The following is a 21,528-nucleotide window of genomic DNA, read 5'->3' as shown; positions in this document are numbered from 1 at the left end:
TTAGATCGGCCTCAACCGATCGAACGGGAAATAGCTCCAATCCGATATCGCGTCCTCCGGTCCCCAGCCCTGGAAGCAGTCCTTACGATAGGCACCGAGCGTTAAGGGGTGACTCAGAATGATATACGGCGCCTCAGCATAGATGAGGCGCGCTGCCTGATCGACCAGCTCCTGGCTCCTCTTCAGGTCGACGGTACGGTCGACCTCAGTCAGGAGCGCGTCGAACTTCTCATTTGTCCAGTACGATCTGTTAGTGAGGCCGATGGACTTGCTACTGCCCAAGACGAGCAGGTCGTGAGGCGAGGAAGACAGCCAGTTGCTGGCGATTAGCAGATCCCAGCTTCCGCCGCCGTCCGTCGGCGCTGTCGTGCGGGCTGTGAGCGCACCGGAATCGAGCTGGGTCACCGACACGGGAATGCCAATTTGTCCCAGCCAGCCCGCAACAAGCTGCACGGCTGCAATCGGAATCTCGCTCACACCCGAAGCCTTTCCTGTGATTAGCTCAAGCTGTAAGCTCTTTCCCTCCTTGTCCTCCCGGACACCATCGCCGTTCGTGTCCCGATATCCGGCCGCGTCTAGCCGACGACCCGCCTCGGCTAGATCGAAGCGGCGCCTGATGTCGCTTAGGTCTGAGTAATAGTCGGCGGCTACCGGCATCACAATTCCGACACCAGGGTCTGCGTGCCCGCGGTAGGCGCGATCCACGATCGCTTTCTGATCGATCGCATAGCCGATCGCGTCGCGAAACGCTGGATCCTGCAGGGCCTTGGTGCTGCCCGCCCCCTTCCCGGAGGCCGTATTAAATGCCAGATAGTCCCGCTGCTCCACGCGAGATTCATAGACCCCGATATCGCTCTCCTTCGAGAAGGCAGCCCACTGTGCGGTTGTCACGCCCCCACAATCGAAGCTCCCACTCTTCAGACCCTGGGCAATTGGATCCTGCGTGGTGAAGAAGTGGATAATCATCCCGGCCGTCTTCGGCTGCTCAGTGCGAAAATACGCGTTTGGCGTAAGGCGCACAAATTGGCCTTGCTGAAACTCCGCAACGATCATAGGCCCAGTTCCCACCAGCGGCGGGTCGTTGCGAAAAGTGCTGCGCGCATCCGCGTAGCCGATGTCCTTCCAAACGTGCTCAGGGACCATTAGAACGAAGTTGTCAATTGGCCAGCGCGTAGGAGCCTTGGTCACGATCCGCAGAGTTTCGTCATCAATGGCCGTAACGGATGCGACTTGTTCCATGCCGTCTGTGCTGTTTTGGCCAATATTCAGCTCGTCTGGCTTGCCCACGGAGCCAAGCAGATAATTATAGGTGAACGCGGCGTCTCTGGCGGTGGCGGGTTGGCCGTCCGACCACTTCATGCCGGGCCATACCTTGATTGTCCAAGTGAGCCCGTCATCAGCAACGGCCCACGCCTTCGCAAACCCCCTCCGGTCAGGGTGTCGCTGGGCGTCAACGCCGACCAGCGAATCGTAGGACAAGACAAGCGGCCAGAACGAACTCCAGGTGGCGAATGGATTCATGGAATCGGGAGCACCCATCGAGCCGACACGCACAATATGGTCGCTACAAGACGAAGCGAACGCCCTTGAGTTAATGACCCACGGGGCAACCGATCCCACCAGCATTGCTTTGACGACCGCACGGCGATTCATAGACCAATCATTCATTCTGGTCCTCCTTTAAGCCTCGCCACGCCGCATTCCCGCACCTCGTCGCGCCCATTTGGAACTGATGGCCAGCGCGTGCACAAGGTAATTGGTGTGGCGGTTCCCCTTTATAGTCTTAAGTTAGATTTCTTCGACAGCTGCTGAATTGGCAAATAGAGACTCGATATAATCGCCATCTAATAAGTAGATGGCTAACGACTCTCCCCGCCCAGATGGACGCTTTCTGTCGACGGTGCAGCTCTGAAAATCGCACCTGTTGATTCCCCGGTAATCGACCAGCGCTGCCGCCAAAGACATTCTGCTTCCAGCCCCGCAGGTCCGCACGAAGTGATCCGTGCGGATGCAGGAGGTGCTCGAGGCCGAGATGGACGAGGGCGGCCTCAACGAGGAAATCCGCCGGCGCACCTGTGTCGTGCTCATCTTTCCAAAACATAGAGATGCCGCCCCCGTCAGGACATTGGCTGTCGAAACCAACGAAAACGGATGGCGCCAACCGCTAGATCAACATGGACGATCTGCGTGAGCACAAGAAACATGCTCTGCGCCAAGCCGCGCGACCAGCACCATGGCTGTCCCATTTTACTGATGGGGTGGATGCCAGCCTTCTCCGACGGCATCGCAATGTGCCAACTTGGTGGTGTTAGCGCCACGCAAAGGAGAGGCAGGCATCGATGGAAAAGTTACTATCATTGGGGTCGATCTGGGAAAGAACGGCATTCAGCTGCAGGGGGCGGCAGCTGATGGATCGGTTGTATTCCGCAAGAAGCTGTCGCGCCTGCAGTTTTGCAAGTTCATGGCGAGTCAACCGGCATGTGTCGTGGCAATGGAAGCGTGCGGCAGCTCCCACTACAGACCTGTCAGATGGCTCGGCTTGGCCATGAGCCAAGACTGATTGTCCCGGCCTATGTCCCAAACCGTCCGTCAAGCGGCAGAAGAACGACGTCGCCGAAGCGGAGGCGATCGTCGAAGCAGCGCAACGACCGACAACGCGCTTTGTCGAACCGAAGACCAAGGAGTAGCAGTCCCGGGCTATCGTGTTTCGCACCAGAGAGCAGTTCGTGAATCAGAGAACCGAATGGGTGAATGCGTTGCGCGCGCACCTCTAGGAGTTCGGTTATGTTGTTCCGCAAGGCATCGGCCACCTGCCACGTCTGGCAGAGATCGTCGAGGACGAGAGTGCAGACCTGCCGGATCTGGTCCGCGACATCTGCAGCGCTCTTGACCAAATCAAACAGTTGAGCAGCCGTTTCGCGGCATTGAAGAAGACGATCGACATGCTGTCCAAGCAAGCTGCAACATCTCGGCGCTTGCAAACCATGCCCGGTGTCGGCCCTATTGCTGCCCTTGGCATTTTCGCCACCGATGGAACCCTTCAAGTGCGGTCGCGATTTCGCCGCCTGGCTCGGGCTGGGTCCCTCGGCAGAAGTCAAGCGGCGGCATAGGCACAAGTGTCCCGCGCGGGCGCGCCGCGAGACACATAGCGCTTGCCCCTTTATTCGCACCGTCTCTTGGTGGCACGCGGATTGCATAGGACTCCGTGAAGGCGAGCGCGGATAAAGCGGGCTGTTCCCTCGAGAAAACAAATCCGAGCGAATGAAGTGCAGAACCGAACCATCAAGGAGTACGTCATGCGAGTAGCCGTCGTCCGGAATCGTGATTTTACAGGCGTGATCAACCGATTCGGTCAGCCTTATCCACAGCCCCCGCAGCCTTGGCCGCCCGGCGAGACAGTCGAAAGGGCGGTGGCGGCACTGCAAGATGGCGGCCATGAAACGCTTTTGTGTGAAGGCGACAAAGGACTGCTCAATACGCTCGAGCGCTTCATGCCACCCGATCCGCAAGCCCGCCCTTCAGGATTTGTTTTCAACCTGGCGGAGGGGATTCAAGGAGATTACCGTTTCACGCACGTTCCGGGCATGCTTGAGATGGCCGGCGTTCCATACACCGGATCGAGCCCACTCGGGCATGGACTGACGGACGACAAAGTTATCAGCAAGACGCTCATGCGCAGTTGCGGCGTGCCGACGCCGAACTTTCGCATCATGCGCTGCGGCACCGACAGCACCGGCGATTTGCGATTCCCACTTGTGGTGAAGCCGCGCCGTGAAGACAACAGCTTCGGTTTGCAACTCGTGCATGAGCCCTCTCAGCTGGCGCAAGCCGTCGAAATGATCATTGGGCAATATGGGCAGGATGCGCTAGTGGAAGAATACATCGATGGGCGGGAAATCCATGTCGCGCTGCTGGGAAACGGAAAACCCGAGGTGTTGCCCTTCGCAGAGATCGACTTCGGCGAACGCGAAATTGGCCTTTTGACTTGGGAAGCGAAGTACCTGCCTGCCGAGCAGGCGTCGACGATTTGCCCGGCGCGAGTCGGGAGCAGTCTTGCGACTTTGCTGCGGGATATTTCGATTGCAACCTTCCGTGCCTGCGAGTGCCGGGACTATGCACGCCTCGACGTCCGGATCGACCGCTCCGGCCAACCCTTTGTGCTGGAGATCAACACGATGCCTGGGCTCAGTATGCAATCCGAATATGTCCTAGCCGCAATCGCCGCTGGGCACAGCTATTCGAGCTTGATCAATCGCATCCTTGATGTGGCCCACAAGCGGTATTTCGGGATCGGCATCCCGTAGCCGGTCACGCGTCGAGTCGGCGCCCACTCGGTGCCCCATCAGCGTGGCAGCCGAGACGTCGCCAACCGATTTCGGTGCTGCGCCGAGTGCGAGGCGGCGGTGATGACGGCGGTCGACATGAGATGTTGGTCGCAATGCTCGACTGCAGAAACTGACCGCGATCTGGAGTGCGCTCTAGGGTTACACCGATCGGGCTACGGTTTTGCTCGTCTGCCGGATGTGTTAATCCTCGATCGTTGCGGGCCGGGAGCCGCTGGACGCGGCCTGGCGGCGGCTTTCTGCGCTCGATTGCGGCGCAACGGCGACCGTCGGGGGGCATCGATCGCGCGGGCGATGGCGTAGCCGACGATCATGCGCGACCAGACGTCGAGAATGACGGCGACGTAGACGAAGCGGGCCGGTAGCGCGGCATAGGTGATATCGCCGACCTAGAGTTGGTTGGCAGGTCGGGACAATGTCCTTTTGCCAGATTGGAGTAGATCGGACTGCTATGAATGCTGTCGGTCGCGGCGACGAACCGGCGTCTGACCTTCGGTTGCAGGCCGTGATCGCCCTAGAAATTCCAGCTCCTGAGCCTGCTTGCCGATCAGCTGCGGCGATTCGCGCCTCATTTCCGTGATCAGAGCGGCCGAAGCCGTATGTTCATCGAACCACTCCACCTGCCTCTGCCAATCCAGACAAGGATCAGGGTGCGGGTGATGTCATGCCGTTCCCCCAAATGTGCAGCGTCTCGCCCGACAGATTTTCCTGCACGGCCAACGCTTAAAGGTGACGCTATAACTACGATGTCTTGCCATCGCTCATGGTCGACGTCGACTGACAGGCGTCGCTTGAGGGAGCTGGCGACCCGGCCGCTGGTGCCCATCGCGACGCCGTGAAGACTTTCACTCGCCTATCCAGATAAGCGCCTTCATCCCGGTCCTTCACTATTTCTGCGAGGGTCCGCTGATTGGTTTCGAATGATTCGGTCCACGCCGCGCTGGTGAATAACATTCGGCTCAGCATCACCGTGTCGAAAACAGGCAGCCCAGTCAACCGGCGTATGATCGGGGACACCAGAGGGAATGCGGTACATTCACACAGAAAAGCCGCGATGTGCGGATATCTCCTTCTCAGTCGCGTGACGCACGCCGTGACATCGTCCTCGATTTCAGACACTAGCGTGCGCCGCGGCGGGCGCTGCATTTCGTTATCCAGGAGCTTTCCACCTTCGATACCGCCGACCACTATCCGCGCACGCTCGGCCGGGTCGTCGATCCCGAATAGGCCTTCGCTGCAATGCGTGGAATCGGCAGTCAGTACCGCGAGCTTGGCGCCGGGTGGAAGCTGACGTAGCAGGGTCGGTATAAGCAGGAGACTTGACAGCGCCACGGGTACGTTCACCGACGCGGCCACCGCTGCCTGATGTCGGATGGCGAACCCACAGTTGGCGATCACGGCAACGGCGCCCCGTTCGACCAAGCGTTGCGCTGACGTGACGTAGGCCGGTTCAAGCGACGGATCGCCTCGGATGACGCGATCCGCCCAAGCACCCTCCACTGTCTCGATGATGATCGGAAAGTCGTAAGTATCTGGATTGAGCAGGGAACCGGGATACGTTTGCGGAGGTTTCTCGCCCGGCGCGAGCCCGCGCTCAAGCTCGAGAAAGCCTAAGGAGGCAGGAGGTCTATGTGATGTCACGCGGGGAACCTCGAGCAGTATTCTATATCATCATCATCGGAGGCAGCGCCGCCCTTGCGGGTGGTCACGTGCCCATGTGATCGCACTTGTGCCGGCCGGTCAAATATCGAATGCAGGCGGCACCATCGTGAGGCCAGATGGCTTTCCCGGCGACGTCGCGGCTGTCTCCCCGCAGCAAACCAGCCGCATATCTGCATAGCGACCGTTTCCCGGCATCTGCGGAGCGTCATGCGCGTTGGCGGCATCCGGCCGAAATAACGTCTGTATGTCCGGACGTGAGCTCTTACGGAATCGATTCTGTAATTCTGTGATTCAATCCGGACATGCAGATCGGCTACGCGCACGTTTCGACGGCCAGAACTTGGACCTGCAATGCTCTGATGCTCTGATGCGCGCCGGCTGCGAGTAGATCTTCGAGGAGACGCAATCCGGCCGGACCGGCAACAAGCGTCCCGCGCTCGAGGTCGACAGCTTGGGATCATCCAGACCGCTCATGACCTGCAGCAACGCGGTCCCTACCCGGCTTAGTGCAGGAGATAACTCTCTGCCCGGGATCCTGGAGGGACAGGCATAGATACTTCAACTCGGTGTAGTCCTCGAGGCCGTACTCGAACCTTCGCGGCCGATGCCGGACTGCTTGATGCCACCGAACGGCGCAACCTCGGTGGAGATGAGCCCCGTGTTGATGACGACCATGCCCTATTCCAGCGCCTCGGAGACACGGAAGATCCGGGATGCATCGCGGGTGTAGATGTAGGACGCGAGACCGAACTCGGTAGCGTTTGCGCGCTTGATGACCTCTTCTTCCGTATCAAATCGGAAGAGAGGCGCGACCGGCCCAAATGTCTCTTCGCGCGCGACCTTCATCTCCTGCGTTACATCGGTCAGGATCGTCGGCGTGAAGAACAGCCCACCTCTTTCGTGCGGTTCGCCGCCGGCGACGACTTGAGCACCCATTGCACATGCGTCGGCAATGTGCTCCTTCACTTGGCGGCGGCCTTCTCCTCGATGAGCGGTCCGATCGCCACGCCTTTCTCGAAGCCGTCGCCGACCTTGAGGCTCCTGACGCGCTTCGTCAACGCCGCCGCGGCGGCATCATTGATCCCGGACTGCACGTAGAGGCGGTTGGCGCACACACAGGTCTGCCCGGCATTGCGGAGTTTCGACAGGATCGCGCCTTCGACGGCAGCATCCAGGTCCGCGTCGTTGAAGACGATGAAAGGGGCGTTGCCGCCGAGTTCGAGGCCAAGGTTCTTGATCCGGCCGGAAGCCTGCCGCATCAGCGTGCGGCCAACCTGCATAGAGCCTGTGAACGTGATCTTGCGAACCTTGGTGTTCTCGCAGAACGCCTTGCCCACCATGACCGCGTCCTTCGAAGTGATCACCGAGAACAGTCCGCCCGGCAGTCCCGCGCGCTCGGCGAGCAGCGCCAGTGCCAGCGCCGAGAGCGGTGTCTGGGCGGCGGGCTTGGAGACGATGGCGCAGCCGCAGCAAGCGCTGGCGCCACCTTCCTCGCTAGCATCTCATCCGGGGAGTTCCACGGGGTGATCGCACCGACCACGCCGACCGGCTGGCGTATTACCATAATGCGCTTGTCGTCCTGATGTCCGGGAATGACGTCGCCGTAGGACGCTTGCTTCCTCGGCGAACCACTCGACGTAGGACGCGCCGTACAGGATCTCGCTGCGCGCTTCGGCGAACGGTTTGCCCATCTCGGCGGTGAGGACGGCCGCGAGATCGTTGGCATTCGCGACCATGAGGTCATGGAGGGCGCGCAGGACCCCAGCTCTCTCCTTGCCTGTGCGTCGGGTCCATTCCCGTTACGCGCGGTGCGCGGGGTCGATGGCCTGCTCCACCGTATCCCTTCCGACATCGGGGACCGACGAAACGACCGCGCCGGTCGAGGGGATTGGTCATGTCAAAGCGACGTCCGCCCGAAATCCATTCGCCGGCGACATAGGCGCGTTCGATCAGAAGAGAAGGAACGGCCAGTCCCTCCGGCATCATGGTAAGTACACCCATACCCAGAGCTCCACTTTCAAGTCTTGTAAGTATTCAGCCGCCAGGCGGATCAGATCATGAATGAGCCGCCGTTAACGTCGAGCGTGACACCCGTGAGGAAGGCAGCGTCTTCAGATGCCAGGTAGGCGACCGCAGCGGCGATGTCGTCACCGGTGCCCAGTCGGCCGACAGGAATGCTGGCGACGTAGGCCTGGTTAAGTTCGGCACCAGCCGCGGCAGCCATCGGAGTTTCGATGCGACCCGGCGCAATGGAATTCACCGTGATGTTCGCTGAGCCGACTTCAACCGCAAGGGTGCGGGCAAGGGCCATCATGCCGGCCTTTGACGCGGCATAGTGTGCTCCTGCAATCTCGGTTTTCGTTCGGCCGGCCACCGATGCGATGTTGATGATCCGGCCCCATTTCGCCGCCCGCATGTGGGGAAGACAAGCCCGGCAGCAGAGGAAGGCGCCTGTCAGATTTACTTCGAGAACCTGACGCCACTCCACGGCGAGCATCTCCTCAACCGTTGCCTTCCGTCCGCCGTGTTTCGGAGAGATTCCCGCGTTGTTGACCAGGATGTCGACCCGCCCGAATCGAGCCGATGTAGCCTGGACCATTCGCGTGACATCAGCGTCTGTGGACACATCAACGCGCACCGCCAAGGCCCGCCCAGTACAGTCCGAAGACAGGGTCGAAATGCTGGCGTTCAGGTCACTCTCGGAGAGGTCCGCCAGCACAACATTGGCGCCGGCGTTGAGAAACCGGGTGGCGATCGAAAGTCCGATGCCCCGCGCGGCGCCTGTCACCAGAGCCACCTTGCCGGCGAATGCGGTCGCGTGCGAAACCTGGTCCACGACCTACTTCTCCTACACTGTGGCGACGGGTGTCAGCGGCAAGCCGAACGAGCCGGGCAGGCGCAGAGGCGGAGCGGTAAGGAAAAACCGGCTAAGGTTATGATCTCTTAGCCACGCAGCCAAGTCCGATAGATACCAGAGCTCGTCAAGGCCAAGCTTGAATAGACAATGCTGGTGCAGCGGCAGGCCGGCGCAGTGGTCGCAGCCGTCCGGTACGCGATTCGGATACGCCTCCACCGCGAAGTTGTCGGCAACCAGCGCGGCGATACCGCAGTCGTCGATCCACCGGAGCAGCCTGTCGTCCCGCCCCTCTAGTACGGCGCAGGCATTGTGCAGAACACGCGGATCCGGGCTGCCGTCCATGTCGACAACAAGTTTGGCGAATCCGGTGTGAACGCACAGTATGTCGCCCGCCTCGACTTTAACGGACTGAGTCTGCATAGCACGCACTAGGGCATCGTAGCCGACCAGGGTTCGGTCCCGTCCATAGATCCTGCCTAGGTCAAGCAGCACGCCCCAACCTTGGACGCAGGTCTCGGCGAACTTGTCGATGCCTAATCGGCGCGCGCGAGCTCCGCCTTCGGCATCGGGTCCAAGAACATCCGTGCCGCCCCTGAAGCCATTATAATAGACGATCTCAGCGGTGCCGTCATCGTCGGTGTTGAAATGCTGCCCGATGTGGCTAAGGGCGTCCCACTGCGTCGAATATTGTGTGAATAGTGTCACGCTGTCATCGCAGGACGCGTCAATGTAATGAGTGTTCTCCAGATATAGGGGATAGTTCACCGCCGGCAGTCCCTGCTTGCGTATCGCCACATGACGACGCGGCGGCTTGCGGTTCGGATTGAGCGCAGTCCCGCCGGGGAGATCCAGTGGCAAGCTGAGGCAGAAAGCCCGGCCGGTCCTGATCTCGGCGGCCGCTTTCAGTCGGATGTCATCCGTGATCAGGTTGAGGCGCCCGACTTCGTCGTCGGCGCCGAACAGGCCCCGGTTTGCGCCTTCCGGCTTATTGTTCCATCGGTTGCCCACGTAACGCCATTCCGCTCAGTGATCCAGGGTCCCGGCAAACAGCGAAATCGGAGGATGCGCATCGGGATCCGTCATCACCTCGATGAGTGTCGGCCGCTCGGCGACGAGGGCTCGCTTGAGGACCTCCGGCAGAGCCGCAGCGTCCTCGACTCTTATCCCTTCGCAGCCACAGGCGCGCGCAATCGCCGCGTGATCAACCGCTGCAAAATGGCAGGCTGTGGTATAGGCCCCAAACTTCACGGTTTCTGCGTCCTTCTGGAAGCCGAGGATGCCGTTGTTCAGGACGACGACCGTCACCGGAATTCCCATGCGGACCATCGTCTCCAATTCGGCCCAGGAATGGGCAAAGCCGCCGTCCCCGACAAGCGCCACAACAGGTGCCGAAGGCCGCGCGACTTTTGCTCCAATGGCGAGCGGAAGGCCCCATCCGAGCCCGGCGAGCCCACGGGGTGTGAGGAAGCGCGTCCCTTCCCGTGGCGCTCGCAGATGACCGACGACCCACATCGATGAGTAGCTTGCATCAGCAGTGATGATCATCTCTGGCTGGAGCAGATTCTGCAGTTCCGCCATCACGCGTTCTGGCCTGATCCCTGCGGTTGCCTGCTTTAGAAGGGGTGCCCTGACCGTCTCGAACTGGCGCCAGGCATCGGCAATCCGCTCGGCCAGACCGGGGCGCGCCTGTGACCTTGCCTTGAGATCTTGGGTCTTGAGGGCCTGCGTGAGTGCTTTGAGGGTTTCTGCTGCATCCCCGACGAGGCGGACTGCCTCGTAGTTGCGCCCGATCTCCTGCGGGTCAAGGTCGATCTGGATGATCCTTGTACCCGGACGAATGAGGCGCCAGCTGTCGGTGCCGTTCTGGTTGTTTCGTGTTCCAACTTGCAGGATCAGGTCGGCATCCTCGACCAAGCTCCGCGTGAAGCGGCCAAGCGATGTTGGCCCTACGAGGGATCCGAGCACGCCGAATGAAAGGGGGTGGAATTCATTGACGGCACCCTTCCCCATGTTCGTCGTGAATACAGGGAGCGAGGCAAATTCCTGAAGGTTCGCCAGAGCCGATGGCGCGCCGGTGGAAAGGGCGCCCCCACCCGCCATGACCACCGGGCAATGGGCTTTCGCGATTAGGAAAGCCGCTTCGGCAATGCTGGCATCCGACGGCCGGGTCCGGTCGAGGGGCCAGGCGCTGAGGCATGCCTCGCGCTTGTGGGCGCTGGGCTGGGCTGTCTCGCGGAGCAGGTCAGCCGGCAGTAAAAGGACGGCAGGCCCCGGCCGGCCACTCGCCGCAGCCACGAACGCGGCGTCCACGTAGTCGTCAACCCGATCCGCGGTGCCAATACGGCGCGTCCACTTGGCGCAGGATGCGAAAAGCGCCAGGTGATCGAGTTCCTGAAAGGCATTCTTATCCACCTGCAGTCGCTCTACCTCCTGAATGAGAGCCACCACGGGGATGCTGGCCTTCAGGGCCTCGGCCAGCGGTGCAACGAGCAGTGCCGCTGCTGGACCGTTCTGGGCGGTGACCACCGCGACCTGTCCCGAGGCCCTCGCGAAACCATCGGCCATCGCACCACCCATATTCTCCTGGCGGTAGGCGATTTGACGGATTCCGATTTCCTCCGCAGCGAGGATCACGGCGGAAGGAAGGCTCTGACCGAATATGAACTTCACGCCGTGGCGCGACAACGCACGAGCGATTGTTACGGCAACGGTAGGTTCGATTTCTGTCATCGTGTTTCTTCCTATAGAGTTCTGAATGGTCAGGCGCAGAGTGACCGCGGCCCCAAGGCGCGTAACATGCCGTGCGGTTGACACGCTGGCACTGCCCGGGAGCCCTAACGAGTAGTGCGGATTCAGACCGCGGCGAGCATGCGGGCTGAGGCAGCTTGCATTCTGGATCTTGACCGCCACCAGATGAAGTACATGGCGACGAGCCAGAGCACGGGCAGAAGCATCAGCAGCGACGCCACCGCGGCGACGGTGGGGTCGATTTCATGCCGGATGTTTTCCCACATCTTTAAGGGAAGCGTGCGTATGGATAGACCGCTGACGAGCAAGGATATGACCACTTCGTCGAACGAATGGAGGAACGCAAAAACCGCCCCGCCGAGGATGCCTGGCCGGATCAAAGGCAGAGTCACCCTCATGAATGTCCGGAACGGCCCGGCCCGCATGCTCTTAGCGGCTTGCTCAAGACTAATGTCAAAGTTGGCCAGCGTTGCCGCGACGACAACTACGACATAGCTCATAGCGCCAATGCTGTGCGCCAAGACGATGCCTGTCTTCGATCCGACTAGGCCGAAGGATACCAGACCAAGGTAGGCTGCGATGCCGACCACGATCACCGGAAAGGTGATCGGTGCTAGGAGGACCAACGTGAGCACGTTGCGCAGCATTGGCGCGCTGCGACTGAGTCCATAGGCGGCCAGCGTGCCGAGTATGGTCGAGATTATGGTTACCGAGATTGCAATTTCGAAACTGCTCAGCGCGGCCCCGTTCCACGACGGATCGGCAAAAAACGAACGATACCATTGCACGGAAAAGCCGGATGGAGGGAATTCCAACTGCGTTCCGGCGCTAAAAGACACGATGATCACCACCACGCCCGGGAAGAGGAGAAAGAGTAGGGTGAATATGACTACCGTGATCCCTATGAACCTCCACACATGGGTGGCGTCGCCAGCGCGGTAAAGATGCATGTTCCAGCGACGCGCCCGCCGAAGCGTGCCGAGCTCAGTGAGATGTCGCACCAAGGCCCCCGCTGCGGGAAAACGGTTTCGCCGATCCGACGCAGCATTGCCTTTGGGGCCGGCCGGATTGAGTCTGAGGACGGCGAGCACCGTCATCGCGATCGCGAGGAGAATAAATGACGCTGCCCCTATCCGGCCGAGATTGAATGAGCTTTGCACCTCAGCCGCGATGAAAGTCGAGAGCATGGCATCGCGCAGGCCACCAAGGGCTGCGGGCGTGATGTAGAATCCGAGGCTCAGGATGAAGACGAGCAACGCACCACTGCGTAAGCCGGGCAGACTGAGCGGTAAGAACACGCGCCAGAAGGCCGAGAACGGACGCGCGCCCATGCTGCGCGCGGCTGCCACTTGCGACTTATCGATGCCGAGCATCACGCTCACTAGCGGCAGGATCATGATCGGCAACATGATGTGGACCATGCCGATATACATGGCCATACGGTTGTAAATCAGAGGCAGAGGACTGGTGATGACGCGCAGATCGAGCAGCAGGTTATTGATAAGGCCGCGGTCACCTAGGATCATGACCCAGGCGTAGGTTCGGGCCAGCGAACTCGTGAGATACGGGATCAGGACGAGGATGACCAAGACAGACCGGACCTGCTTCGAAGCAGCCGTGATCAGGTAGGCCGTCGGGTAGCCGATGATAGCGCAGATGACCGTGGCTACGATGCTTACCTCGATGGTCTGGATGAGGACGCGAACGTTCGCAGGATGCACGAAGAACGTCACGTAATTGACGAGGGAGAGCGCGGGGGCGTTGATGCTGTTTAAGAAGAGCTGGACGATCGGTATGGCAAAGACGAGTAGCAGGAGGCAGAGCGCCGGAAAGGTCAGCACAACAGAGGCCCGCGTAAGCTTTTGTAAAGTCAACATCTGCGAGTCCCCTGAGATCACGTCGTGACGAAGCGGATGTCCGATCTCAACCAGTCGAGCTGAATGGTGTCCCCGATCTGGAAGATCTGACGCCCCGCGGCGACGTGTTCGCGTATGACCACGTCGTTATCGCCGACAGCCACATGGTATCTTCGCAGCGGGCCGGCATAGATCATATCGGTCACGGTGCCGGCGACATGCTGGCGCTGATCGGCGTCGGCACTCTTCGTGGCGCCAGGGGCGGAGATCCGTATACGTTCCGGCCGGATCATCGCGACGGTGCCGTCCGGTTGCGGCGTATCCGACTCAACAGCGAATGACGGATCATCGAGGATGTTGGCGTCCCCAAGGAAATTCGCGACAAACCGGGAGACAGGACGGTCATATAGCGCCTCAGGCGTGTCAGTTTGCTCAATTCGTCCAGCGTTCATCACCACGATCCGATCGGAAAGCGTGAGCGCCTCCTCCTGGTCGTGTGTGACACACACCGTAGTGATTCCGAACTCTTTGTGAAGCCCCTTGATCTCACCCTGCATTTGCTCACGCAAGTTACGGTCTAGTGCTCCCAACGGCTCGTCTAGCAACAAGATTGGAGGGTCGGCTATGAGGGCCCGGGCGAGCGCCACGCGCTGCTGCTGCCCACCGCTGAGCTGTGATGGCATGCGGTCACCCAAGCCGTCCAAATGGACACGTGACAGGATGCGTTCGGCTCTCGCGGCCCGCTCAGCCGACCTGATGCCGCGCATCTCGAGCGGAAATTCAAGGTTGCGGCGAACGGTGAGGTGCGGGAAGAGCGCATAGCTTTGGAAGACGACGCCCTGATCGCGCCGATAGGAAGGTACCGAGGCGACGGACTTCCCAGCGATGCGGATATCACCTTCGGTAGGCGCCTCGAACCCCGCCAGCAGCATGAGTGTCGTCGTCTTGCCAGAACCGCTCGGACCAAGGATCGTGAGGAACTCGCCGCGCCCAACGGTCAACGACAGGCTCCTGACCGCAATGACCTGACCGTATAATTTGGTGACGTTCCGAAATTCGATTTGCTCGGAAAGAGCGAGTTTCTCCAATGGTCTATCCTTAGCTAGCGGATGCAGCGTTCTGACTGGTGCATTCATGTTCGTCACTCCAAGCCGAACGATGACGTGCTGGTTCGGTGCGGCACGTCATCGGTAAATGCCGTCGCAAAAGGCCGACAGGGGCTTAAAGCAGGATCCACTCGTTCCAGCGCTGGACCAGCTTTTCGGTGTTCGTGAGCCCGTCCGATCCCTTCTCGGCGTACCATTTCGAGTCGATTAGCACACTTGACCTCAGGTAGTCGGGGTGGCTGGCCAGCGAGCGCCCAATATCTTCCGGTAGAACCTTGAACGCGTTGAGGTTGCTCGGGCCGAACGGCATGAGTTGTGAAAATGCTGCCTGACGGTCGGCGCGCGCGGTAAATGCGACAAACTGTTGCGCAGCGTGCGCGTTAGGAGACCCCTTCACAATCTGCCAGTAGTCCCAAGTTATTTTCGCCTGGTTACGATTAATTTCAAGCGGTGCTCCCTGCTTGATCAACGTGCCGGCCCTACCATCATAGGCATTTACAAGATCTACTGCCTTGTCATGCATCATCTGCTGGATTTCGGACCCTGTTCCCCACCATTTGCGAATATCGGGCTTTATTCTGTCCAAACTTTTGAAAACACGATCTAGGTCCATAGGATATATATCCTTTGGATTTACGCCATCGGCGAGAAGGGCTTCCTCCCAAGGGCCTTCTGAACCATATTGGCCGCTGACAAGACTGCGGACACCCGGGAAACTGTTCACGTCCCAGAATTCCGCCCATGTGGTCGGCCGCAGCTTACCCGCTGGGAATTTTTCGGTATTGTAGACCATGACGAACGCATAAACTACGTTAGCTACGCCAAACGGCTGCTTTGCGAAGTCGGCGAGCCCGTCTAGGTCTTCATTCCTGTAAATAGAATAATCGATCGGCTCAAAAAGACCCTTTTGGGACAACTCGAACGAAGATCCCTGGTTAGCGGTGACAACATCGACGGTGACGTTATTCTGCGCAACCATCATCTCGATCGATGCCCGGTCGCCCTGATCGGTAATCGGGGTCATCTTAATGCCTGTTTCGGCTTCAAATGGTTTTACATAGGCCTCAATCATCGCCTTTCCGGTATCGCCACCGTAGACAAGGACGCGCAGTTCGCCAGGAGTCTGCGCCGATGCCTTGTTACTGGCAATGGAAGGAAGTGCGCCGGCAGCCAAGGCGGTTGATGCTGCCTGCAGGAAACGCCTGCGGTTAATGATAATAGAGAAGCTCATGGCCATTCCCCTTTTTTAATGTTGAGCATAATTGAATATGCAATTTTCGCCGACCCAGCGGACGGCCGCAATCGAGACTTCGCGAAGTGATCTACGTGGCGGTGCCGACGCGGTCCTGTCCTGCGCGTTTCACGGTCAACTGAAGCATCTCTCGCCGTTCAGCCCGGTTCACGAGCCGTAACCCGACAAGTCAGGCCGCCAGAATCTTCTCGACGAGGGTTACCCAATAGCCCACGCCATACGGGATCGCCTCGTCGTCGAAATCGTAAGCGGGATTGTGCAAGCCCGGCGTCGAGCCGTTCCCCAAGAGGATGATCGCGCCCGGCCGCGCTTCCAGCATGTAGGCAAAGTCTTCGGATCCCATCGAAGGCTTGACGTTGTCGTTTACGGCGTCATGGCCCACGAGGCCGCGGGCTGCGGTGATCGCGAAATGTGTTCCGGCCGTGTGATTGAATGTAAGGGGTTCGAGCCGCCGATGCCTGAACTCAATTTCCGCGCCCATCCCGTGGGCCACGCCCTCGGCGCATAACCTGATCTGCCGCTGCGCCAGATCGCGCACGGCGGAGGTCAGACTCCTGACAGTCCCACCCATTTCGACCTGGTCCGCGATGACGTTGTAGGCTTGGCTCGCCGTGAACTTCGTGACAGAAACGACGAGGGCGTCAGTGGGGTCGGTGTTGCGGGACACCACGGTCTGGAGGGCAACGATGATTTGTGCGGCGGTGACCACAGGGTCGACAGTCCTGTGGGGCGAAGCTGCATGCCCGCCCCTCCCCTTGACGATGATGTCAAACTCGTCAAGCGCCGCCATCATACCGCCCTCCCGGATGGCGAACTGGCCAATGTCAGTGCCGGGTGAGTTGTGCAGGCCGTAGACCTGGGAGATGTTGAAGCGCTCCATGATTCCTTCCTGGACCATCTTCAAAGCACCTCGTCCATCTTCCTCGGCGGGCTGGAAGATCAAAGCCGCTGAGCCTTTGAAGTTGCGCGTCGCGGCGAGGTGTTTTGCAGCCGCCAATAGCATCGCGGTGTGGCCGTCATGGCCGCACGCGTGCATCTTGCCGGGTATCCGCGAGGACCAGGCCTTGTTCGACGCTTCCAGGATCGGCAGGGCATCCATATCGGCGCGCAGTCCGATCGTCGGCCCCTCCCCGCCCTCACCCTGGATCAGGGCAACCACGCCGGTCTCGGCGATGCCCGTCTCGATGTGATTGATACCGAAGGAGGCCAGCTTCTCAGCAACGAACTTCGCCGTATTGTGCACCTCGTATCCCAGTTCCGGATTCTGGTGCAGGTAGCGGCGCCATTGCGTGGCTTCTTCCTGGAGATGTCGGAAAGTGTCGACGCTGTACATCTATTAGTTCCCAGCTTTTTCTGTCCTAGTGCCTTATTTAAGCGAGCATCATTCCGCAGCACGATTTCGTCAAATGCCTTTTGTGTATCATCGACATCTAGTAACGAGATGGACCCGAGGCTCGCTTTTCAGCACAGAGGTCGGTCCCGGCCAGCACATGCTAGGTCGCCGTGGGGCAAGTCGGTTACGGAACTGACCCTTGGATGTCTGCGTCCTCGCGCGTCGGCCCGGCCCACCGAATTAAGATCGTGAGGCCCTCTCTGACCAGATCATCCATGACAGCGTGGACCGCGGCCTCGGCGATGGCACTAGTCACGGGGCGGCGGAAGCTAGGATTTCCCTCCGACATCGAGCATAATCAGGCTGCGATCGAAAAAGGGTCCGGGAAGCAGCGTCATTGTCGCAAATCACAGCATCGATGATCGCCGTCAGGTGGCTAGGGCAATTGTTTGGTCGTGATCGATCTTGTTTCGTAGGCGACCGGGGTTGTCCCTCCGGAGATAATGAAGTCGGCCATGACCGGGTAATTTCAGCAGGGAGAAAGGGAGCGCGTTGAATGCATGTCCCCCTGCGGGCCTAGGCATGAAGAGGTCGTTGCCTTCGAGGCCGCCCAGTCCCGCTGACGCGTTGGCAAATTGGTCGTGGTTTAAGGCCGGGGCGAAGAACGTCGCCAATCGGCGAGGGACGCAAAAAGCCATTGTCGCGCTTGCCAGAAGACTGGCGGTGATCATGCCTCGCACGTGGCTGGACGCCACCGAACTTCGCTGGAAACGGCAAGACACCATGCTTGCGGCCACCTGACCCAATTGTATGGACCGGCTGCTGATCGCAAGTGAGGCGTGGAGGATAGCGGAAGTCGCTCATATGTATCCGGCCCTTTTGGTCGGCTCGCGTGTCATGGCCTTGATGGGGAATTCGCACGCACCGTTAATCTCATTAGCGGATAGGTTGCCAGGCAACCATTTGGGTCAAACAGATTCCGGGTGCGTTCATATTCGCTCCATGCTTCTCGCGCACTGGGGGGTGGCGGTTTAGATGGCCGTCACCTCGTTTCGGTGCTGCCGAATGTCCAGCCATTGCGCAGCACGGTATTGCCGTGCTGCCCGGCGCGAGAGCACTTCGCAACTCGCAGTTCGCAATCCTGGAGAACCGTGCCGACGAGATATCGCCGCGCATGAGCGATCCGATCGTTGGACTCTACGAGGACTGGCTGTGGCTCGACGAGCTCATCGAAACGGTCAGCCAGGAGATCGAGGAGATCAGCCAGAACGAGGCGAACTGCCGTCGCCTGATGAGCGTGCCGGCGTCGCGCCGATGATCTCCTGGTCGCGGCGATCGGCACAGCGAAGCCTTCGATCGCTGTCGGGACTTTGGCGCTTCAGCGATAGCCAGTGCCGTGGCGAGCTTGCTGCGATGAAGCCGCGGCGCGGCATTCTGCAGCCATGCGCCGAAGCTGGCCGCCTGGATTAACAGAATTCGCAGATAAGCGGCTTCCTGGTTTTGAGATGCGGCGGACAGTCGGCTTCCCTCCGGTACTGTATTGCCGTGGCACGAGGCCAAGCCATGCGCCTGTTCGATGAGGAAGGCACGGATCTGGAAATCGTCGCGGTGCGCCGCGAGACCAGCCGCGATCGCAGCCATCGGGCTCGTAGCTCCATCAAAGCCACGTCGCGCACGCGATGACCTGCCGGCCAACACGACCGGCCAGTCCCCCGCGGCACAGCCGAAGCCAAGTCAGGACGAGGAGATGGTCGCCAACCGATCGAACAATCGAATAGGACATGAAGCACTAACAAGCTTGACCGCAATCGCTCCAGAAGCCATCGCAACTAGTGTCACCTCAAATCCGCCAACTGGCGGACAGAAGTCCTTCGGAGGGAGTTCGCTACGGTCCACGTGCTGATCGCATCATTGAATCAGACGCCGAACAGATCTTTCCGCCATTCTTCTAATCCCAAGAGCCAATCCGGAGAGAAGCAAGACCCTCCGGAGGACATCAAAACGCCGGCGATTCGGACAACTTAGAAGCGCCTGACATCAACACGATCGAATAGATAGGCGACCGGACACGATTGCCCGTTCAGATTTCGAAGATCTTCCGCGGCGTGTTTGTGATTACCTCAGCGCCGGTGCCGGCGACCCGGAATGTCTCGCTGATCACGTAACCGAAGTCGTCCTCAATCCAGTTGCCCAGCATCAAATGAAAGGTCATGTTCGGCTTCAGCTCAGTCGTGTCGCCATCCCGGAGGCTTGCAGTCGGTTCGAGCCAGCCAATGCCGTGCGCGTAGCCGCAGCGCGTTTCCTTTTCGAAACCGTGTTTGCGGAGCGTCTTGTAGAACGCGTTGGCCACTTCGCTGCACGTTGATCCCGGCCGGACTGCGGCGAGTGCCGCCTCAAGGCCTTCGACCTGGGCCTCATGAATGCGGCGCAGGCGTTCGGACGGGGCGCCGATCGAGAAAGTACGCATGAGGCCCGCGGAATATCCATGGCGAGTGCCGCCGAGTTCGAGATTGATCTGGGACCCGTCGCGGAACACGTCCCCCGTCCACGGAATGTGACAGGTACCTATCCGAGGCGAGGCGCAGAGATAGAAGGCCTTCAGCGCCGTTCCCGGCTTTCCATTCGCTCCCCGGATTAACGCCGCCGCGATCTCTGCCGCCGCGTCGGCTTCCGCTACACCGGCACGTATGACTTCGCTGGCGCGCTTCATCGCGGCGTCGGAAATGGCGGCGGCTTCCCGCATGACTTCTATTTCGAGATCGGATTTGACTAGGCGGAGCCAGCTGACAAGCTTGGTGCAGTCTACAACGCGAGCCTCAGGCAGCCGTGACTTGAACTTTTCCGATGTCGCTGCAGGCAGGCTCGACATCTCGATACCCAGCCCCCGTTTCGCGAGACCAGCTTCATTCAGGAAGTCGATGACGGCATCGTATCCGTCGTTGGCTAGATTGCCAATGAGCGCTTCCGGGTAGCCGATGATCTTATCCTGTTCCATGAAACATTCGTACATGGCCGCCGGCGCATCGCAACGACGAAGGATGAATGTCGGCTCCTCAGCCACCCCGTCAATCACAAGCGCCTGAGGAACATATCCGGACGGCGTGGTATAGCCTGAAAGATAAGTGATATTGGAAGCGTCCAAAACGAGCAGTACGTCCACGTCGCGTCCCTCCATTTCAGCCTTCACGGCGGACAGCCGGCGCAGGTATTCAGTGCGTGGAAATGCCTGTACACCCTTTGGGATCGTCATGAGTCTACTCCATTGATTTTTGAGGTTTGCATTCGCGCAACAATGACACAGCCTCCGCTAAGACTGGCCAGCACAATCCGGTCGCTGAGGCTTGATCGTCCTGTGCTTGTTGTTCAACTCGCGGCTAGAGAAGTCAGACGATTGAACGCCCAGCGGCCATGGTCAAATGCAGTTTCCATATCGACGTCATCTGGCTGCAAGATGTCTCCGAGAGACTTGTTCAGCAGGTGGCGGCCGCCTGATCAAGCGAAGCCTAGCTCGCGCAAAGCCCCTTTGGAGCGCAGGTAATCAGTCGCCACTCACGATCGTGTCGCGGAAAGCAAAGCACGAGGCTTCTGTGAATCAGCAAAAATCAACCGATCGCGATTCGCCACGGATCGCAAAGTATAGCTATGGCTCCGCATCTCTTTCGTGCTCTCAATCGCACCAATGTTCGGCAACGATCACTCTTTGGCTGGGACATCTGCGCTGGTGCGGAGAGACGAGGAACCGATTATTGTTCCTGTTCAGTCGGAAATGGTGTGATCGACCAGTCGATTAGGTCGATGGCTTGCTGGAGTATCGACTTTGTCCGAGAACGGTTGGATGAAACGGCGATAATGTACCCCATGGAGTCTCGGTAATCGCCCTTCCTGATGATCGGCGTCTTGGGCTCAACATAAAATTTGACTTCGGCGACACCCGGTACAGCAGCAGCCTGACTGCCGCCATGGATCCAATCGAGGATGCCATCGCGATCAGGAAACAATGAGCGCCAGGCCGCGATATGTGAATGGCTTTTGCGCAGGTTACATTCGCGACCGATGACAAGCTTGATGTGTTCGGTGACGAGGTCGACTCCGTAAGCCAGATGAACCGGTTGAGGACCACCACCAAGCCGCGGGTTGACTTCAATAACGACTGGACCACGTGTCGTCCATCGGAATTGGATACTGGTTGGCCCCCAGCCAAGGCCGAGAGATCGCAAGCAACTCAGCGAAACATCGGCCATAAGTTTGTACTCGTCATCAATGAGCGGGGCTGGGAAGGTTCCTTCACTACAGACGAAATGCGGCTGGCCGCCATATACAGCAGCCTCTATCCCAACGATTTCATTTCCCATTGCGTAAGCGCCGTAGTCT

12 protein-coding genes and 4 pseudogenes are annotated in these 21,528 nt (G+C 59.5%); 2 read left to right on the top strand and 14 right to left on the bottom strand.

The window, feature by feature from the left end; all coding sequences use genetic code 11:
• Positions 1-1,668, bottom strand: coding sequence for an ABC transporter substrate-binding protein (locus JT360_RS06345; protein WP_127330822.1), 1,668 nt, complete (start codon positions 1,666-1,668; stop codon positions 1-3).
• A 379-nt stretch (positions 1,669-2,047) separates the two neighbouring features.
• Between JT360_RS06345 and JT360_RS33475 the strand changes: the two are divergent.
• A pseudogene (locus JT360_RS33475) lies at positions 2,048-2,222 on the top strand (IS256 family transposase); the annotation flags it as partial.
• Between the two features lie 348 nt (positions 2,223-2,570).
• Here JT360_RS33475 and JT360_RS06340 read toward each other — a convergent pair.
• A complete protein-coding gene (locus JT360_RS06340) occupies positions 2,571-3,044 on the bottom strand; it encodes a hypothetical protein (RefSeq protein ID WP_126080660.1) in 474 nt (157 codons plus the stop codon).
• A gap of 252 nt (positions 3,045-3,296) precedes the next feature.
• Here JT360_RS06340 and JT360_RS06335 point away from each other — a divergent pair, with 252 nt between their 5' ends.
• On the top strand, positions 3,297-4,304 hold the full coding sequence (locus JT360_RS06335; RefSeq protein WP_126080659.1) for a D-alanine--D-alanine ligase family protein: 1,008 nt from the start codon (positions 3,297-3,299) through the stop codon (positions 4,302-4,304).
• Between the two features lie 780 nt (positions 4,305-5,084).
• Here the strand turns inward: JT360_RS06335 and JT360_RS06330 are convergent.
• From JT360_RS06330 to JT360_RS06275, 12 genes and pseudogenes are all read right to left on the bottom strand, one after another.
• Complete coding sequence (locus JT360_RS06330) at positions 5,085-5,984, bottom strand: aspartate/glutamate racemase family protein (RefSeq protein WP_245466449.1); 900 nt, start codon at positions 5,982-5,984, stop codon at positions 5,085-5,087.
• Between the two features lie 565 nt (positions 5,985-6,549).
• Positions 6,550-8,006: pseudogene (locus JT360_RS06325) on the bottom strand (NAD-dependent succinate-semialdehyde dehydrogenase); the annotation flags it as partial.
• 49 nt (positions 8,007-8,055) lie between these two features.
• Positions 8,056-8,841 (bottom strand): SDR family oxidoreductase, encoded by a 786-nt coding sequence (locus JT360_RS06320; RefSeq protein ID WP_126080658.1) that lies wholly within the window; start codon positions 8,839-8,841, stop codon positions 8,056-8,058.
• A 12-nt stretch (positions 8,842-8,853) separates the two neighbouring features.
• Positions 8,854-9,870 carry a cyclase family protein gene (locus JT360_RS06315; protein WP_126080657.1) on the bottom strand — a complete coding sequence of 339 codons (1,017 nt, stop codon included), beginning with the start codon at positions 9,868-9,870 and terminating at the stop codon, positions 8,854-8,856.
• A 15-nt stretch (positions 9,871-9,885) separates the two neighbouring features.
• Positions 9,886-11,592, bottom strand: a complete 1,707-nt coding sequence (locus JT360_RS06310) for an acetolactate synthase catalytic subunit (RefSeq protein ID WP_126080656.1) — start codon at positions 11,590-11,592, stop codon at positions 9,886-9,888.
• A gap of 122 nt (positions 11,593-11,714) precedes the next feature.
• Entirely contained in the window at positions 11,715-13,487 is a 1,773-nt protein-coding gene (locus tag JT360_RS06305; RefSeq protein ID WP_126080655.1) for an ABC transporter permease subunit, read from the bottom strand.
• A gap of 17 nt (positions 13,488-13,504) precedes the next feature.
• The gene (locus JT360_RS06300; RefSeq protein ID WP_126080654.1) at positions 13,505-14,602 is read right to left on the bottom strand and encodes an ABC transporter ATP-binding protein; all 1,098 of its coding nucleotides are present in this window, start codon (positions 14,600-14,602) and stop codon (positions 13,505-13,507) included.
• A gap of 85 nt (positions 14,603-14,687) precedes the next feature.
• Positions 14,688-15,803, bottom strand: a complete 1,116-nt coding sequence (locus JT360_RS06295; protein ID WP_126080653.1) for an ABC transporter substrate-binding protein — start codon at positions 15,801-15,803, stop codon at positions 14,688-14,690.
• A 190-nt stretch (positions 15,804-15,993) separates the two neighbouring features.
• The gene (locus JT360_RS06290) at positions 15,994-17,157 is read right to left on the bottom strand and encodes a M20 aminoacylase family protein (RefSeq protein ID WP_126080652.1); all 1,164 of its coding nucleotides are present in this window, start codon (positions 17,155-17,157) and stop codon (positions 15,994-15,996) included.
• 1,197 nt (positions 17,158-18,354) lie between these two features.
• Positions 18,355-18,724, bottom strand: a pseudogene (locus tag JT360_RS33470) (transposase); the annotation flags it as partial.
• A gap of 513 nt (positions 18,725-19,237) precedes the next feature.
• The gene (locus JT360_RS06280; RefSeq protein ID WP_126080651.1) at positions 19,238-20,407 is read right to left on the bottom strand and encodes a M24 family metallopeptidase; all 1,170 of its coding nucleotides are present in this window, start codon (positions 20,405-20,407) and stop codon (positions 19,238-19,240) included.
• 493 nt (positions 20,408-20,900) lie between these two features.
• A pseudogene (locus tag JT360_RS06275) lies at positions 20,901-21,528 on the bottom strand (ATP-grasp domain-containing protein); the annotation flags it as partial.

The organism is Mesorhizobium sp. dw_380 (assembly GCF_018588885.1).
Classification (GTDB): Bacteria; Pseudomonadota; Alphaproteobacteria; order Rhizobiales; family Rhizobiaceae; genus Mesorhizobium.
Note: the sequence above shows the minus strand (reverse complement) of the source record. Positions and strands in the feature narration are given on the sequence as shown.